The organism is Arthrobacter sp. Y3222053 (assembly GCF_059092805.1).
Map to the genome: position 1 here is coordinate 494,619 of NZ_JBNHIA010000003.1, position 15,156 is coordinate 509,774.

15 protein-coding genes are annotated in these 15,156 nt (G+C 71.2%); 6 read left to right on the plus strand and 9 right to left on the minus strand.

From position 1 onward, the window contains the following. Positions 1 to 74 precede the first annotated feature (74 nt). From AC5RUW_RS10335 to AC5RUW_RS10355, 5 genes are all read left to right on the plus strand, one after another. A complete protein-coding gene (locus AC5RUW_RS10335) occupies positions 75 to 1,385 on the plus strand; it encodes an ABC transporter substrate-binding protein (protein WP_494160608.1) in 1,311 nt (436 codons plus the stop codon). 19 nt (positions 1,386 to 1,404) lie between these two features. Further along, positions 1,405 to 2,355: a carbohydrate ABC transporter permease gene (locus tag AC5RUW_RS10340; RefSeq protein ID WP_494160609.1), complete on the plus strand. Its 951-nt coding sequence runs from the start codon at positions 1,405 to 1,407 to the stop codon at positions 2,353 to 2,355. Beyond that, positions 2,355 to 3,173, plus strand: coding sequence for a carbohydrate ABC transporter permease (locus tag AC5RUW_RS10345; RefSeq protein ID WP_494160610.1), 819 nt, complete (start codon positions 2,355 to 2,357; stop codon positions 3,171 to 3,173). Before AC5RUW_RS10340 ends, AC5RUW_RS10345 begins: the two co-directional genes overlap by 1 nt. A 4-nt stretch (positions 3,174 to 3,177) precedes the next feature. After that, positions 3,178 to 5,604, plus strand: a complete 2,427-nt coding sequence (locus tag AC5RUW_RS10350; protein WP_494160611.1) for a beta-xylosidase/alpha-l-arabinosidase — start codon at positions 3,178 to 3,180, stop codon at positions 5,602 to 5,604. 196 nt (positions 5,605 to 5,800) lie between these two features. Beyond that, the gene (locus tag AC5RUW_RS10355) at positions 5,801 to 6,781 is read left to right on the plus strand and encodes an acetylxylan esterase (RefSeq protein ID WP_494160612.1); all 981 of its coding nucleotides are present in this window, start codon (positions 5,801 to 5,803) and stop codon (positions 6,779 to 6,781) included. Between the two features lie 15 nt (positions 6,782 to 6,796). On the opposite strand, the gene AC5RUW_RS10360 is transcribed toward AC5RUW_RS10355, so the two are convergent. Continuing rightward, positions 6,797 to 7,342 (minus strand): GNAT family N-acetyltransferase, encoded by a 546-nt coding sequence (locus AC5RUW_RS10360; RefSeq protein WP_494160613.1) that lies wholly within the window; start codon positions 7,340 to 7,342, stop codon positions 6,797 to 6,799. 4 nt (positions 7,343 to 7,346) lie between these two features. Beyond that, a complete protein-coding gene (locus AC5RUW_RS10365) occupies positions 7,347 to 7,994 on the minus strand; it encodes an FMN-dependent NADH-azoreductase (protein ID WP_494160614.1) in 648 nt (215 codons plus the stop codon). A 178-nt stretch (positions 7,995 to 8,172) separates the two neighbouring features. Between AC5RUW_RS10365 and AC5RUW_RS10370 the strand changes: the two genes are divergently transcribed. Further along, complete coding sequence (locus AC5RUW_RS10370) at positions 8,173 to 8,634, plus strand: DUF2975 domain-containing protein (RefSeq protein WP_494160615.1); 462 nt, start codon at positions 8,173 to 8,175, stop codon at positions 8,632 to 8,634. 1 nt (position 8,635) lies between these two features. Here the strand turns inward: AC5RUW_RS10370 and AC5RUW_RS10375 are convergent, their stop codons facing one another. The 7 genes from AC5RUW_RS10375 to AC5RUW_RS10405 form a co-directional block, all read right to left on the minus strand. Further along, positions 8,636 to 9,007 (minus strand): hypothetical protein, encoded by a 372-nt coding sequence (locus tag AC5RUW_RS10375; protein WP_494160616.1) that lies wholly within the window; start codon positions 9,005 to 9,007, stop codon positions 8,636 to 8,638. Continuing rightward, positions 9,004 to 10,128: a serine hydrolase domain-containing protein gene (locus tag AC5RUW_RS10380; protein WP_494160617.1), complete on the minus strand. Its 1,125-nt coding sequence runs from the start codon at positions 10,126 to 10,128 to the stop codon at positions 9,004 to 9,006. Before AC5RUW_RS10380 ends, AC5RUW_RS10375 begins: the two co-directional genes overlap by 4 nt. 1 nt (position 10,129) lies before the next feature. Further along, on the minus strand, positions 10,130 to 10,657 hold the full coding sequence (locus tag AC5RUW_RS10385) for an ArsR/SmtB family transcription factor (protein ID WP_494160618.1): 528 nt from the start codon (positions 10,655 to 10,657) through the stop codon (positions 10,130 to 10,132). A gap of 88 nt (positions 10,658 to 10,745) precedes the next feature. Then, positions 10,746 to 11,321, minus strand: a complete 576-nt coding sequence (locus AC5RUW_RS10390) for a hypothetical protein (RefSeq protein WP_494160619.1) — start codon at positions 11,319 to 11,321, stop codon at positions 10,746 to 10,748. Between the two features lie 28 nt (positions 11,322 to 11,349). After that, the gene (locus tag AC5RUW_RS10395) at positions 11,350 to 12,498 is read right to left on the minus strand and encodes a zinc-dependent alcohol dehydrogenase (RefSeq protein ID WP_494160620.1); all 1,149 of its coding nucleotides are present in this window, start codon (positions 12,496 to 12,498) and stop codon (positions 11,350 to 11,352) included. Between the two features lie 126 nt (positions 12,499 to 12,624). After that, positions 12,625 to 13,689: an aldose epimerase family protein gene (locus tag AC5RUW_RS10400; RefSeq protein WP_494160621.1), complete on the minus strand. Its 1,065-nt coding sequence runs from the start codon at positions 13,687 to 13,689 to the stop codon at positions 12,625 to 12,627. Further along, entirely contained in the window at positions 13,689 to 15,104 is a 1,416-nt protein-coding gene (locus AC5RUW_RS10405) for a xylulokinase (RefSeq protein ID WP_494160622.1), read from the minus strand. Before AC5RUW_RS10405 ends, AC5RUW_RS10400 begins: the two co-directional genes overlap by 1 nt. Positions 15,105 to 15,156: the final 52 nt, after the last annotated feature.

Sequence of the window (15,156 nt, forward strand, 5' to 3'; positions counted from 1 at the left end):
ACATTACCCGCCCTTATGCTGGAGCGCACCAAGGAACTTTCGCCAAGAATATCGAAACTTTCGAGAGGTGTTCAATGAAGAACAACACCAACCGGCGCCGGCCGTTGATCGCAGGGGCCAGTGCGCTGGCCCTTGGCCTCACCCTTGCCGCATGCGGCAGCGGTGGCGGGGCGGAATCCAGCAGCCGCCCGGAAAACGAGATCCATGTCCTGGTCTACGGGGACGCGAGCAACGACGTCGAAAACGCCATGGTCGAGCAGTTCAACGAGACCTCCGACGTGAAGGTGGTGCTGGATACCATCCCCGGCGCCGAATACCAGCAGAAGCTGCAGACCGTCATCGACACCGATGCCGCACCGGACATCTTCTTCAACTGGGGCGGCGGCAGCATCAAGCCGTTCGTCGACGCGGACCTGCTGATGCCGCTGGACGACTTCATCGAGGAGGATCCGGGGCTGCGGGAGAACTTCCTGCCCTCGGTGTTCGACGTCGCCGTCGTCGACGACACCCCGTACGGCATCCCGATGCGCGGCACCCAGCCGGTGATGCTGTTCAACAACAAGGCAGTCCTCGCCGAGCTCGGCATCGAGGAACCGCAGACCTGGGACGAGCTGCTCGATGCCGTCGAGAAGCTCAAGGCCGCCGGCAAGACCCCGATCTCCCTGGGCGGCGGCGACGAATGGCCCACGCAGATGTGGTTCCAGTACGTCTACGACCGCGTCGCCGGCCCGGAGCTGTTCCAGGCCGCAATGGAGGGCGACACCGAGGTGTGGGACTCCGAGGAATCCCGCGAGGCCCTGGGCATGCTGCGCGAACTGGTGGATGCCGGCGCCTTCGGCACCAACTTCCAGTCCGTGAAGTTCACCGACGGCGGCTCCCACAACCTGCTCGCCGCCGGAGACTCCGGCTTCGAGCTGATGGGCTCCTGGATGTACGCCACCATCCAGGACTATGCCCCCGAATTCGCCGCAACCGACCTGGGCTACAGCAACTTCCCCGAAATCGAGGGCGGCAAGGGCGATCCGGCGAACATCGCCGGCAACACCAACAACTACTACTCGGTGCTCAAGAACACCCGGTACCCCGACACCGTCCGGGACTTCCTGAAGCTGATGTACTCCGATGAGTTCGTCCAGGAGCAGATGGGCATCGGCAACCTGCCCACCACCACCAACACCGAGCAGTTCCTGGACCAGGCGGCCAACCCGGACTACGCCCGCTACCAGTTCGAGCTGGTGCAGGAAGCCCCGAACTTCCAGCTCTCCTGGGACCAGGCCTACCCGCCGGCAGCTACTCCGACCATCCACGCCGCGGTGTCCGACTTCTTCGCCGGACGCATCGACGAGGACGGGTTCATCGAAGCCATGCAGTCCCTGAAGAACTGACCCGGGAAGCACCTGTTCCATGACCACCCTGCTCCCACCCCGGCCGCCGGCCGCACCGGACGACCCCTCGCGGGGCCGCCCGGTGCGGCCGGGCGGCTCGGCCCGTACCCGGCCCGGCCTGTTCTGGACCCTGCCGGCCACCGTCTTCTTCCTGTTTTTCGCCGTGGTGCCGCTGATCGCCGTCGCGGTGCTGTCCTTCACCACCTGGGGCGGCCTCGGCCAGCCCAGCTTTGTGGGCACGGAGAACTGGCAGACCCTCGCCGACGACTCCACCATGCAGAAGAGCCTCTGGCTGAGCCTGCTGTTCATCATCCTCGGCGTGGTGACCCAGACCCCCATGAGCATCCTCCTCGGCGTCTGGGCCGCCGGCCCGCAGCGCAACCGCGCCGTGCTCAGCGCCATCTTCTTCGTTCCGCTGCTGCTCTCCTCCGCCGCGATCTCGGTGCTGTGGCGGGCGCTGCTGGACCCGAACTCCGGCATTCCCGGCCAGATGCGCTGGCTCTTCGGGGACGGGAACCTGTTCGGCAACCAGGCCACAGCGATCGGCGTGATCATCTTCGTGGGCATCTGGCAGTTCACCCCGTTCCACACCCTGCTCTACCAGGGCGCCGCGAAGTCGGTGCCGCCGGTGCTCTACCAGGCCGCGGCGATCGACGGCGCCGGCCGGATCCGGCAGTTCTTCAGCATCACGCTGCCGCAGCTGCGCAACACCATCATCACCTCGGTGATCCTGATGGTCGTCGGCGGGCTCACCACGTTCGAGACCGTCCTGATCCTGACCAACGGCGGCCCCGGCACCGACACCACCATCACGGCCTTCTACATGTTCGAGCAGGCCTTCCGCCGCTTCGACTTCGGCTACGCCTCCGCCGTCGCGCTGGTGCTGGTTGTGGTTGCCACCGCCATCTCCCTGGTGATGGTCAAGGTCTCCGGCTACGACAAGATGCGCAGCACCATGGAGGGAGTCTGATGCGTACCCGCCCCAACTACGGCGCCGGCATCGCCGTCGCCCTCTGGCTGGCCATCGTCGCCGTGCCGCTGTACGTGATGATCACGGCCAGCCTGCAGACCCGACCCTCCTTCAGCGCCAACGGACCCATCTCGGTGCCCACGGAACTGACCTTCGAAAACTACGTCGGCGTGTTCAACGAGGGTTTCGGCCGGTACTTCCTGAACACCTTCATCGTCACCGCGGGCGTGGTCGGCATCGTGCTGCTGGTGGTGCCGCCGCTGGCCTACGCGATCGTGCGCTCCCAGTCCCGGACCACCACGCTGATCTTCCGGTTCTTCCTGCTCGGCCTGGCGATTCCGGTGCAGGCGGTGATCGTGCCGATGTTCTACCTGATCAATTCCGTGGGCCTGTACGACACGCTGCTGGGCGTCATCCTGCCCACCGCCGCGTTCGCCCTGCCGATCTGCACGCTGATCCTCACCGGCACCATGCGGGACATCACCCCCGAGCTCTACGAGGCGATGGCGATCGACGGGGCCAGCGTGTGGCGGACCTTCCTGCGCCTGGTGCTGCCGCTGTCCAAGGGCGGGCTGTCCACCATCGCCGTATTCTCCGCCCTGCAGGGCTGGAACGGGTTCCTGCTGCCGCTGATCCTGACCCAGTCCGAATCCAACCGCGTGGTCACCCAGGGCCTGTTCAACTTCCAAACCCAGTACGGCGTCAACGTTCCGGGTATCCTCGCCGCCGTGACCGTCTCCATGGTCCCGGTGCTGCTGGTGTACCTCTTCGCCCGCCGCGCACTCGTCCAGGGCCTCATGGGCGCTGGCGGAAAGTAGCCGCATGTCAGACACCACCCTCGAGCGCGCCGCCTGGCGCGACGAATCCCTGTCCCCCGAAGCCCGAGCGGACGCGCTGATCAGCGCCATGACGCTGCGGGAGAAGACCTCCCAGCTGTTCGGCATCTGGGTGGGCGCCTCCGCCGAAGGCGGCGACGTCGCCCCGCACCAGCACGACAACATGGCCGGCGCCCCGCACCTGGACGACGTCCTGCCGCACGGGCTGGGCCAGCTCACCCGCCCCTTCGGCACCTCCCCCGTGGACCCCGCCGTCGGGGCGCTGTCCCTGGCCCGCACCCAGGCCCGGATCGCCGCCGCCAACCGCTTCGGCATCCCCGCCCTGGCCCACGAGGAATGCCTGGCCGGCTTCGCCGCCTGGCAGGCCACCGCCTATCCGGTGCCGCTGGCCTGGGGCGCCACCTTCAACCCGGAGCTGGTCAAGGAAATGTCCGCCCGCATCGGCGCCGACATGCGCGCCGTGGGCGTCCACCAGGGCCTCGCTCCGGTGCTGGACGTCGTCCGCGACGCCCGCTGGGGCCGGGTTGAGGAAACCATCGGCGAGGACCCCTACCTGGTGGGCCGGATCGCCTCCGCCTACGTGTCCGGCCTTGAATCGGCCGGCATCGTGGCCACGCTGAAGCACTTCGCCGGCTACTCCGCCTCCCGCGCCGGCCGCAACCTGGCCCCGGTCTCGATCGGTCCGCGGGAACTGGCCGACGTCGTCCTGCCGCCGTTTGAGATGGCGGTGCGGGAAACCGGCGTCCGCTCGGTGATGCACGCCTACACCGATATCGACGGCGTGCCCTCCGCGGCGGACGAGGCCCTGCTCACCGGACTGCTGCGCGAGACCTGGGGCTTCACGGGCACCGTGGTGGCCGACTACTTCGGGGTGAACTTCCTGCAGAACCTGCACGGGGTGGCATCCAGCCTCGGCGAGGCCGCCGGTGCCGCGCTGACGGCCGGCGTCGATGTCGAGCTGCCCACCGTCGACGCCTACGGGGACCAGCTGATCAGCGAGATCGAGGCAGGCCGCGTTGAGGAGGCCCTGGTGGACCGGGCGTTGCGCCGGGTGCTGGTGCAGAAGATCGGCCTGGGCCTGCTCGACGACGGATGGTCGCCGGTACCGGATGCACTGGCCGGAGCGGTCACCGCCGAGGAGCTGGCCGCCGACGCCGGGGCGGACAGCGACGCTGCATCGGCCGTCGGCGCGCTGCGCGGCCGGGTGGACCTGGATCCGCCGGCCAACCGGGAACTGGCCGGGCGCATCGCCGAGCAGTCGGTCGTGCTGCTGAGCAATGACGGAATCCTGCCGCTGGCCGCACCGCGCCGGATCGCCGTGATCGGGCCCAACGCGGACAACCCGATGGCCTTCCTCGGCTGCTATTCCTTCCCCGCCCACGTCGGCTCCCAGCATCCCGACGTCGCCGCCGGCATCGAGCTGCCCACGGTCTCGCAGGCGCTGCGGGACGGATTCCCGGACAGCGAGGTGGTGTCCGTGCCCGGCTGCGGCATCGACTCCCCCGACACCGACGGCTTCGCCGCCGCCGTGGCCGCGGCGAAGGAGGCCGACGTCGTCATCGCCGCGCTGGGCGACCGGGCCGGACTGTTCGGGCGCGGGACCAGCGGCGAGGGATGCGACGTCGAGTCCCTTGCCCTGCCGGGCGTGCAGCAGCAGCTGCTCGACGCCCTCCTGGACGCGGGCACCCCGGTGGTGGCCGCCCTGCTCACCGGACGCCCCTACGCCCTGGGCCGCGCCGTCGGCGAGGCTGCCGCCATCGTGCAGGCGTTCTTCCCCGGCGAGGAAGGCGGCCCGGCGCTGGCCCGCGTGCTTAGCGGCGCCGTCAACCCGTCGGGGCGGCTGCCGATCAGCGTGCCGGCAGGCACCGGCGCGCAGCCGGCCAGCTACCTTGCCGCTCCGCTGGCCGGGCGCAGCGACGTTTCCAGCATCGACCCGACGCCGGCCTTCGGCTTCGGTCACGGGCTCGGCTACACGTCGTTCGACTGGACCGGCGCGGCACTCGACGGCCCGGCCGAGGTGCCCACCGACGGTGAGGCGACGGTGGGCCTGACGGTCACCAATACCGGCGGGCGGGCCGGCGTCGAAGTGGTCCAGCTGTACCTGCACGATCCGGTCGCCTCGGTGGTGCGCCCGGTCCAGCGGCTCATCGGCTTCGCCCGGGTGCCGCTGGACGCCGGCGCCGCCGCCCGGGTCCGGTTCACCGTCCCGGCGGACCTGGCGGCGTTCACCGGCCGCGACGGCAGGCGGATCGTGGAGCCCGGCGCCCTGGAGCTGCGGTTCGGCGCCTCCAGCGCCGAGACCCGCGGCGCCGTCGGGATCACCCTGACCGGCCCGGTCCGTCCCCTGGACCACACGCGCCGGCTGCACTGCGGCGTCGAGGTCACTGCTGTCGAGGTCACTGACGCCGGCTGACCGCCGCTCCGTAAACGTGGGCGCTGCCTCCCCGTCCGGGGGCAGCGCCCACCGCGCTTCCGGGCCTGCCCTGCACGGCCCGGCCGAACCGGCAGTAGACTCCACAACCAACGGAAACCAGCGGATCAGACCGCGCCGACGCGCGGATCCGCCGTACCGACCGACCGCATGTCCCCGGCCATCGAAGGAGAACCGAGTGTATTCAGACCTGCCCGCCGACCAGCTGGTGCACTACCGCGGTTCGCAGACCATGCCGGACGACTTTGATGCCTTCTGGGAGCAGACCCTGGCCGAGACGCGCCGTCATCCGCTGGCGGTGCGGCTGGAGCCGGTGGAAACGGAGTTGGCGACCCTGCAGGTCTGGGATGTGACCTTCAACGGGTTCGGCGGGGAGCCCATCCGCGCCTGGCTGCGCGCCCCGGCCGGGGCGGCCGGACCGCTGCCCGGCGTCGTGCAGTTCGTCGGCTACGGCGGCGGGCGCGGGGACGCGCACGAGAACCTGCTCTGGGCCTCCGCCGGATTCGCGCACCTGCAGATGGACACCCGCGGGCAGGGTGCGGGGTGGAGCCGCGGCGCCACCCCGGACGCGGCCGGCAGCGGCGGCCCGCAGGTCCCCGGAGTGATGACGCGTGGCATTTCCGCCCCGCACACCTACTACTACCGGCGGCTGTTCACGGACGCGGTCCGGGCCGTGGAGGCGCTGCAGTCCCTGGACCTGGTGGACGGCGCCCGGACCGCCGCCGTGGGCGGCAGCCAGGGCGGGGCCCTGACCCTGGCCGCGGCCGCGCTGGCACCGGACCTGGCCGCCGTCGTCGCGTACGTGCCGTTCCTTTCCGATATTCCGCGGGCTGTGCAGGTGACCGATGCCTACCCGTACCGGGAGCTGCGTGACTACCTGGCGGTGCACCGCGGAGAGGTGGAGCGGGTGATGGATACCCTGCGGTACTTCGACATGGTGAACTTGGTGCCCCGGGCCCAGGTTCCGGCGCTGTTCTCCGTGGGGCTGATGGATGAGACGACGCCGCCGTCCACCGTGTACGCCGCCTACAACAACTACGCCGGGCCCAAGGAGCTGATGGTGTGGCCCTTCAACGGACACGAGGGCGGCGGCATTGAAGACGAGACCGCTGCCGTGGCGTTCGTGCGCGAGCGGCTCGCCGGCCCCGGCGCGGCCTGATCGGCAGGGCCGTTCTCAGCGTCCGGATGCCGGATCGGCCGGCTCCGTGCTGAACAGTTCGCAGACCGTGTTGTAGTAGCGGTCGGTCAGCCCGCGCGGGTGCCGGCCGATTTTCCCGCACACCCGCCGGGATGCGGAGTTTGCCGGATTGATCACGGCCACCACCTGCGGCAGGCCCTGCCGCAGGGCATGCGCCAGCACGGCGGCGGCGGCCTCCGGAGCGTAGCCGCGCCCCCAGCTGTCCGGATGGAAGTGCCAGCCGATTTCGATGTCGCCCGAGGGCGGCAGGTCCGGGCCCGACGCCGGAATGGCTTTCAACAGCAGGCTCCCCACCGGCCGTCCGGAGCTCTTGTCCTGCACGGCCCAGATGCCGCAGGTTCCGTCGTCGAGCGCGGCCCACGCCCGGATGCGCGCCGTTGCTTCAGCCCGGTCCTGCATCAGCTTCGGCTGCACGCCCAGGTAGCGCTGGACGTCCTCGCGGGAGTAGAGGTCGTAGACGAAATCGGCGTCGTCGGGAGCATACGGCCGCAGGAGAAGCCGCTCGGTCTCCAGGTTCCGCATCGGTTCAGCCCAGACGGCGGGCGGCGGCCTCGGCGGCCTCATGGGCGGCGACCAGCTCCGCGTGCTGGCGTGCCACGTCCTCGGCCGGAGCGCCCAGCCGCTCGCTCAGGGTGCGGGTGGCCACGATGGTCTCCAGCCGCATGCCGAGGGCGTCGGCGAGGATCAGTTTCAGCGCCGGCACGGCGTGGTCGTCGAACTCGGTGGCGCTGCCGGCGTCGTACGCTCCCCCGCGGGTGGAGACCAGCACCGCAGGCCTTCCGGCGAGCGGCTGCTGGGCGGCCGGATCGTCAAAGGGAGCAGTGACCGCCGGAATGTGGATGTAGTCGATCCACGCCTTGAGCGTGGACGGCATCGAATAGTTGTAGAGCGGCACCCCGATCAGCAGCACGTCGGCTGCCAGCAGCTCGGCCACCAGCTTCTCCTGCAGGGCTTCCTGCTCCCCCGACGGCGCCGCGCCGGCCGGGCGCAGCCGCGGCGGGAAGTGCAGGGCGGCGTCGCTGAGATGCGGCAGCGGCTCCCGGTGCAGGTCGCGGTGGACCACCTCATGGTCCGGGCCCAGCCGGCGCCAGGCGTCCGCGAAGGTTGCGGTGACGGCACGGGACCGGGAGGTGAGCAGGTCGGCGGAGGAGTCAAGGTGCAGCAGAACAGGCATGCGCCCAACCTACCCGAGCCAGCCGGCACCATCACGGAGCGGCGCCGAGCCCCCGGCCCCGGCCTCCTGCGGCAGGCTCTTGTGGCGGAGGGGATTCTCGGGCACTATCGAGCGACAGTGCGTTCCTATCGATAGTCGATACTCGATACGCAGTCCGCCCATGGAACGAGGTCCGGTCATGAAACCCAGCACCAGCGCCGAAGTGCAGCCCCTCCTGGCCGGACTGCTCGCGGGAACTCTTCTCCTCCAGGCACTGCTGCCCGGCATGGGCCGGGACGCGGCGGCGAACTATCCCGAGGTGGCGGACCTGAGGACGCCGATCACGGTCCTCATGCTGCTCGCCGTCGCGGGCGGTCAGGTGGCGCTGCTGTGCCTGTGGCGCCTGGTCCACCTGGCGGCCCGGGACGGCCTCCGGTCCCGTCGGGCGCTTGTCTGGACGGATGCCCTGGCAGCGGCGCTGCTCGCGGCGGCCTCGCTGCTGGGCGCCGTCGCCCTGGTCCTCGGATCCGATCCGCGGACCGGAGGCGGCGGCCCGGCCATGCTGTTCCTGACCGCCGGCGTTGCCGGCGCGCTGGCTGCCCTGTGGGTGGTCCTGGCCTGGCGAGCCCGCCTGCCGCGGCCGGCCCGGAACACGACGTGAGTCAGACCGGCAGGAACGCCGCGAACGACACGGCGAGCGCCGCTGCCAGCAGGACAACCCGGATCCCCACGGACAGCGGACCCGGTTTGCCCGCCTCATTCCGGGGCGGCAGCTGCGGCCAGCGCAGCACCGCGCCGGCGACCGCCGCCGCAAACGCGGCGACGGCAGCCACCCACAGCATCACCGTTCCGGGCGTCCACTGCACCACCAGCCGGAAGAACACCGCCACAGCGGCGGCTTCCAGCAGCGTGGCCAGCACCGCGGCGCGGCTGCCGTTGGCCAGCGCGCCGCGCGGCCGCCAGAGGGAGACGGCGGCGGAAAGGCAGGTAAAGGCCAGCAGCCCGGCAAGCCCCCAGGCGATCAGCGGTGTCATTGCACGCCCTGCCGGAGCAGCTTCAGGGCGGCTTCTTCCTGCCCATGGGAGACATCGGACAGGATCACGACGGCTCGGCCGGCGCTGCGGTCCAAGGCGATCATGGCGGCAAAGCCGCCGGTCTGCCCGTTGTGCCAGGTCACCTCGACGCCGGCATCCGTCTCGGCAGGACTGGTCACCCAGGCCAGCCCGTACCGGTCTCCTGATTCGCCGTCCGGCCACTGCGGTTCGAGGGCGGCCGCGCCCGGCGCGGTGCCATCCAGCTGCGCCTGGGCGTAGGCGGCCATGTCCCGGGCGGTGGAGCGGATGCCGCCGGCAGGAGCGCTGCCGTTCAGCGTCCAGGGCCCTTCCCGATGCCCGCCGGCCGAGCGGCCGGCGGGGACGTCCTCCGGCAGATTGGCGGCGGTGACCGGCAGGTAGGTGTCCCTCAATCCCAACGGCTGCAGCAGACGGCTGCGGAGCAGCTCGTCATAGTCCTGCCCGGCGGCCTTGGCCAGCAGCTGGCCCAGGAACGCGTACCCCAGGTTTGAGTAGTTCACGGTGCCGCGATCATTCAGGGCGGCGTCCTGGGCCTGGGCGATCACCTGCTCGGCCGATGCGGGGTAGGGATCCCGGTGCAGGAACTGGCCGGCCAGCAGTCCGCGCCAGGACGCCCAACCCGGTGCCAGCCGGGGCAGCCCGGATCGGTGGCTGGCCAGTTCGGCCAGCGTGACGGTTCCGATTTCCGCCTGCGGGTCGGCCAGGTCGCCGCCGAGGATCTCGGCGACCGTGGTCTCCAGCGTCACCTCGCCGCGGCTGACGGCGTCGGCGAGCAGCGAGGCTGTGAAGGTCTTGGTCACCGAGCCGATCTCGAAGCCGGTGTGCTCATCGGCGCCGAACCCGGCGAAGCGGACGTTGCCTCCCTCCAGATAGGCCACGCTGATCCGGTCCGCCGGATCAGCCAGCAGGGGGCGGACCTGCTCTGCGAGCCCGACGTCGCCGTGGACGTCCTGCGACAGCCGCGGCGGCCACGGCGCGGCCAGCAGTCCGCAGAGAAGGACGACGCCGGCGGCCACTCCGGCGGCGGCCTTCCGGCTGCGGCGTGCGGGCCGGGCGGCAGGCGAGGCGGCGGGAGCGGCCATCTCAGGCACCTCCTGCCGCGGCGGCAGCCAGGATGGCCAGCAGCGGAATCATTCGCGCCGGCGGAATCCGGTAGCGGGAGCGGGCGTGGGCGCCCAGCCAGCCGCGGGCCGCCAGCTGGTTCACGTGATGGTAGATCTGCCCGGCCGTGCCGGCGTCGAGCTCCTCGACCAGCCCGGCCACGGTTTCGGTGCCGCCGGCGACCGCGCGCAGGATCGCCAGCCGCACCGGGTTGCCCAGCGCCGCCAGCGGCTCGGCGAAAGCGCTCCAGTCGAGGTCGAGCAGGCGCGCGGCTTCCAGCCCGTACTGGTACTCGTACCGCTCCTCGCCGGGGCCGGTCACGGCACCGGCGAACAGCACGGCACCGGGGTCGGGCACCCGGGCCTTGAGCCCGTTCAGCGCCCAGAACACATCCTCGGCGTCGGCCGGCGACTGGGGCGGCGGCGTCTCCCCGGACGGCGGCGCGGCGCGCTCCAGCGCTGTCACCCGCTCCTCCAAGGCGTGCAGGCGTGCTTCAAGATCGGAATCCATGCCCTCAAGGATTACGTAATTCCTGAACTAATTCAAGGTTTACGAACCCCGCCTGTTCACATTCGCTGCGCCCGGCGGCAGCGCAGCCTCAGCGCCGGCGCCTGCGCACGATCCGCCGCGTCACCGCAAAGACGGCTCCCCCGGCCAGGATCCACGGCCCGCCGACCAGGATCGGATCAATCCACTGGTGGTTCACGTCGACCCGCCCGCGCCCGAGGCGGGAGGAAAGCCCGCCGCGCTTGAATTCGCTGAGCACGCCGGTCTCGGTGATGGGATTGTCCGGATGCAGGGTGGCAAAGGAGGCCAGGTGGCTCTCCACCGCGTCCACCCGGTCCGCGGCGATCAGCAGCAGCCAGTGGGCCGCCTTGGCCTCGCTGTGGCGGGCGTAGGCGTACCGGCGGATGGCGCCGGAGAGGCCCTTGGGCGGGCAGGAGGTGCCGAAGACCGGGGTCAGGAACTTGTGCTCGATCGAGCGTTCCCGCGGGTACTTCTCCTCCTGGCGCTCCGGAAACTCCCAGTGCGCGCCGCTCAGGGTCGGATCGAACTGCAGCCGGGGCACCTGCGGGCGGTCCTTCGGGTCCAGGTCGGCTCCCCAGCCCGGGATGCGGGCGCGGAGTTCCTCGGCGGTGCGCGTCAACGCCGGTTTCTGCGGGGTGTAGGCCATGGTCTTCGCTCCTCGTGGATTCAGGCGCTCAGGAAGCGGCGGGGTCGATGATCGGCTTGATGCAGTTGTCCAGTTTGGCGGAGAACATGTGATAGCCCTCGGCAATGTGCTCCAACGGGATCCGGTGCGTGATGATCTCGCTCGGCTTCAGGTAGCCGGCCCGGATGTGCTCGAACAGGCGCGGCCACTGCCGTTTCATCGGGGCCTGGTTCATGTTCAGGGTCAGGCCCTTGTTCATGGCGTCGCCGAACTTGACCGCGCTGAAGATCGGTCCGTAGGCGCCCATGACGGAGATGGTGGCGCCCTTGCGCACCGAGTCGATCGCCCAGTTCAGGGCCACCGGGGAGCCGCCCTGCAGCTTGAACTTCGCGCTGGTCACGTGCTGGATGAGGTTGCCGTCCGCCTCGGCGCCCACCGCGTCGATCGCGACGTCGGCGCCCAGGTGATCCGTGATCTTCTTCATGTGGACCACGATGTCGTCGTACTCGGTGAAGTTGTACGTCTCGGCGTGGGCGAAGTCGCGCGCTTTTTCCAGCCGGAAGTCCAGGTGGTCGATCACGATCACCCGGCCGGCGCCCATCAGCCAGGCCGACTTGGCCGCATACAGGCCCACCGGCCCGGCACCGAAGACCACCACGGTGTCGCCCTCGGTGATGTCGCCGAGCTGGGCGCCGAAGTAGCCGGTGGCCAGCGCGTCGGTCATCATCAGCGCATCCTCCTCGTCCAGCCAGTCCGGAATGATGGAGGGCCCGACGTCGGCGAACGGCACGCGCACATACTCGGCCTGGCCGCCGTCGTACCCGCCGGTGGTGTGCGAGTAGCCGTACAGGGCGCCGACGGCGGTGGCGTTGGGGTTGACGTTGTGGCAGTTCGAGTACAGGCCCCGGGCGCAGTAGAAGCAGGAGCCGCAGTAGATGTTGGCCGGAACCATCACCCGGTCGCCGGGCTTGAGGTTCTGCACCGAGGGGCCGACCTGCTCCACGACCCCGATGAACTCGTGCCCGAAGGTGTGCCCGACCCGGGTGTCCGGCATCAGCCCGTGGTAGAGATGCAGGTCCGAGCCACAGATTGCCGCCTTCGTCACCCGCACGATGGCGTCGTTGGGGTGCTCGATTGTCGGCATGTCCTTGTTTTCGACGCGCACCTTGTAGGGGCCGCGGTAAACCATCGCTCGCACTGGCTCTCCTCATCGCTGTGGTGATCAGGTATCGGCAGATCATCAGCATGCTGATGATGTATCAGATACTCTCACACGGTCACGCGACGCCGGTCAAACACCTCCCCGGATCCGGCGGCCGACGGGTCAGGCGGCGGCGATCCGGCAGTGGAAGCGGTGCTCCTCCCCCGGCGCCAGGACGGCCAGGTCGGTGCCGGAGTTGAAGGCGTCCGCGGGGCAGCTCATGGGCTCCACGGCGAGCCCGGCCCGGCCCAGCCGCTCCCCGGTGTACACCTGCACCCAGCGGGCGCCGTCGGCGCCGTCGGCCTCCAGCAGCACCCCGAAATCCTCCTGAGGATCCTGCAGCCGCACCTGCCAGGGGGCGGCGGGCAGCCCGGTGAAGGCGTGGTCCAGCCGGGTACCCTCCAGCGGGCGGGCGGCCGGCCCTGCTTCGCGGTAGTCGAACCGCGGGCCGTCCACCGGCCGGAGCCCGCCGCCGTCGAGGACCTGGCCGGCCGGCAGCGTGAGCCGGCAGCGGTCCAGGTCGGCGCCTCCGGCGGTGAGGTAGGGGTGGATGGAGACGCCGTAGGGCGCCGGCCCGGTGCCGGCGTTGACGGCCCGCATCTGAACGCCGAGCCCGGTCTCCGGGTGCAGGCGGTAGCCGACCTCCAGGTCCAGGGGAAAGGGGTAGCCCGGTTCCCCGGCAAAGCGGAGCCGGAAGACGACGGCGGTCCCGGAGGCGCTGGTGGCGCCGGTGCCGCCGCTGCTGGTGCGGTCGGGAGTGGCGGGCGCCGGGCCCTGTTCCCATTCCTGCCAGAGCACCAGCCCGTGCAGGGCGCTGCCGGTTTCCGGCTCGTTGACCGGCAGCTGATACTCCTGCCCGCCGAAGCGGTACCGCGCCCCGGCGATCCGGTTGGGCCAGGGCATCAGGACCTTGCCGGAGTAGCCGTCCGGGATCACGGCCGGATCCGCGGGCAGGGTCAGCGGCCGGTCATCGAACCACAGGCCCAGCAGGGCCGTCCCCACCGGCGAGAGCAGCGCCCGGTAGCGGCCGGCGGCCAGCTCCACCGGGGTGCCGTTCGGGGAGCGGCCGCCGGCCGGGACAGCCGGCGAGCCGGCCGCTCCCCCGGCGGGCTCAACTGCGGGCGCGGTGAACACCGGACCGGTCGAGGCTGTACCGCCGGGCGCCGGTGCGGTGCCGTGGCCGGGCATCAGCCGAGGCCGTGTTCGCGGCGGACGGCGGTGCGGTAGCGTTCCAGCACCTCGGGAGCGGGCTCGGCGGCCGTGGCATCCGCGGCACGCGCCTTCCACTCCGGCCAGCTGCCGGCGAGCACCGCAGCGGCCTGGCGCGCGGCGCCGTCGGCCACGTACTCCCCCGGTTCCGGAACGGACACGGGCAGCCCGAGCACCGCGGACAGCGCCTGGGTCATGGCGGCGGAGCGGGCCGCCCCGCCCACCAGCACGACCCTGCGGGCTTCGATGCCCAGGTCGGTCAGCGCCCGGAACCCGTCGGCGAGCGAGCAGGCCACGGCTTCGAACGCGGCGCGGGCAAGGTTGGCCGGAGTGTAGTTGGCCAGCGTCATCCCGTGCAGCGAGCCGGTCGCGTCGGGCAGGTTGGGCGTCCGCTCACCCTCGAAGTAGGGAATCAGGCTCAGCCCGCCGGCGCCGGGCGCGGCGGAAAGCGCCAGGCTGGTCAGCTGCGGCAGGTCCACGCCGAGCAGCGCCGCGGTGGCGTCCAGCACGCGGGAGGCATTCAGGGTGGCCGTCAGCGGCAGGTAGTGGCCGGTGGCATCGGCGAACCCGGCCACCAGGCCGGTGGCGTCCGCGGTGGGATCGGCCGTCACGGCAAAGACGGTGCCCGAGGTGCCGATGGAGACGACGACGTCGCCCACCCGAGCGTCCACTCCCAGCGCCGCGCCGGCGTTGTCCCCTGCCCCGGGGCCGATCAGCGCCCCGCCCGGGGTCCGGAGGCCGGACTCCAGCGGCCCGAGCACGCGGGGCAACTGCGGCACCTGGCCCAGCGACTGCTCGAGCAGCTCCGGCAGGTACCCGCCGGCCGCCGGGGACCAGTAGCCGGTGCCGGAGGCGTCGGACCGGTCGGTGCACAGTGCGGCGAGCCCCTCGGCGCCGCTGCCCGGCCCGTAGCCGGCCAGCCGCCAGCTGAGCCAGTCGTGCGGCAGGCACACCGCGGCCGTGCGGGCGGCGTTCTCGGGTTCGTTGTCGCGCAGCCAGCGCAGCTTCGTCACGGTGAAGGAGGCCACCGGCACGCTGCCGGTCTCCTGCGCCCAGTGCCGGGCGCCGTCGGGCCCGGCCTCCTCCACCAGCCGCCGGCCGGCGTCGGCGGACCGGACATCGTTCCAGAGCAGCGCCGGGCGCACCACGGCGCCGTCGGCGTCCAGGCAGACCATGCCGTGCTGCTGGCCGCCGACGGCGATCGCGGCGACGTCATCCAGCCCGCCGGCGGCCTCGGCTGCGGCCAGCAGGGCCTGCCACCAGGCTTCGGGATCCACCTCGGTGCCGGGCGGATGCGGTGCGGCTCCGGAGCGGACCAGGGCCCCGGTGCCGGCGTCGCGGATGACGATCTTGCAGGACTGGGTGGAGCTGTCCACCCCGGCGACGAGGGACATCAGTGGCCTTTCGAAGGAATGCTGCGCGGCGATGCGGAACAGGCTACCGGCC

Coding starts and splice junctions, on each gene's coding strand:
- AC5RUW_RS10375 (WP_494160616.1), bottom strand. CDS start 9,007: ATGACACCGCTGATCGCCTGGGGGCTTGCCGGGCTGCTGGCCTTTACC.
- AC5RUW_RS10390 (WP_494160619.1), bottom strand. CDS start 11,321: ATGGCCTACACCCCGCAGAAACCGGCGTTGACGCGCACCGCCGAGGAA.
- AC5RUW_RS10400 (WP_494160621.1), bottom strand. CDS start 13,689: ATGCCCGGCCACGGCACCGCACCGGCGCCCGGCGGTACAGCCTCGACC.
- AC5RUW_RS10345 (WP_494160610.1), top strand. CDS start 2,355: ATGCGTACCCGCCCCAACTACGGCGCCGGCATCGCCGTCGCCCTCTGG.
- AC5RUW_RS10370 (WP_494160615.1), top strand. CDS start 8,173: ATGAAACCCAGCACCAGCGCCGAAGTGCAGCCCCTCCTGGCCGGACTG.
- AC5RUW_RS10350 (WP_494160611.1), top strand. CDS start 3,178: ATGTCAGACACCACCCTCGAGCGCGCCGCCTGGCGCGACGAATCCCTG.
- AC5RUW_RS10365 (WP_494160614.1), bottom strand. CDS start 7,994: ATGCCTGTTCTGCTGCACCTTGACTCCTCCGCCGACCTGCTCACCTCC.
- AC5RUW_RS10405 (WP_494160622.1), bottom strand. CDS start 15,104: ATGTCCCTCGTCGCCGGGGTGGACAGCTCCACCCAGTCCTGCAAGATC.
- AC5RUW_RS10340 (WP_494160609.1), top strand. CDS start 1,405: ATGACCACCCTGCTCCCACCCCGGCCGCCGGCCGCACCGGACGACCCC.
- AC5RUW_RS10380 (WP_494160617.1), bottom strand. CDS start 10,128: ATGGCCGCTCCCGCCGCCTCGCCTGCCGCCCGGCCCGCACGCCGCAGC.
- AC5RUW_RS10360 (WP_494160613.1), bottom strand. CDS start 7,342: ATGCGGAACCTGGAGACCGAGCGGCTTCTCCTGCGGCCGTATGCTCCC.
- AC5RUW_RS10335 (WP_494160608.1), top strand. CDS start 75: ATGAAGAACAACACCAACCGGCGCCGGCCGTTGATCGCAGGGGCCAGT.
- AC5RUW_RS10385 (WP_494160618.1), bottom strand. CDS start 10,657: ATGGATTCCGATCTTGAAGCACGCCTGCACGCCTTGGAGGAGCGGGTG.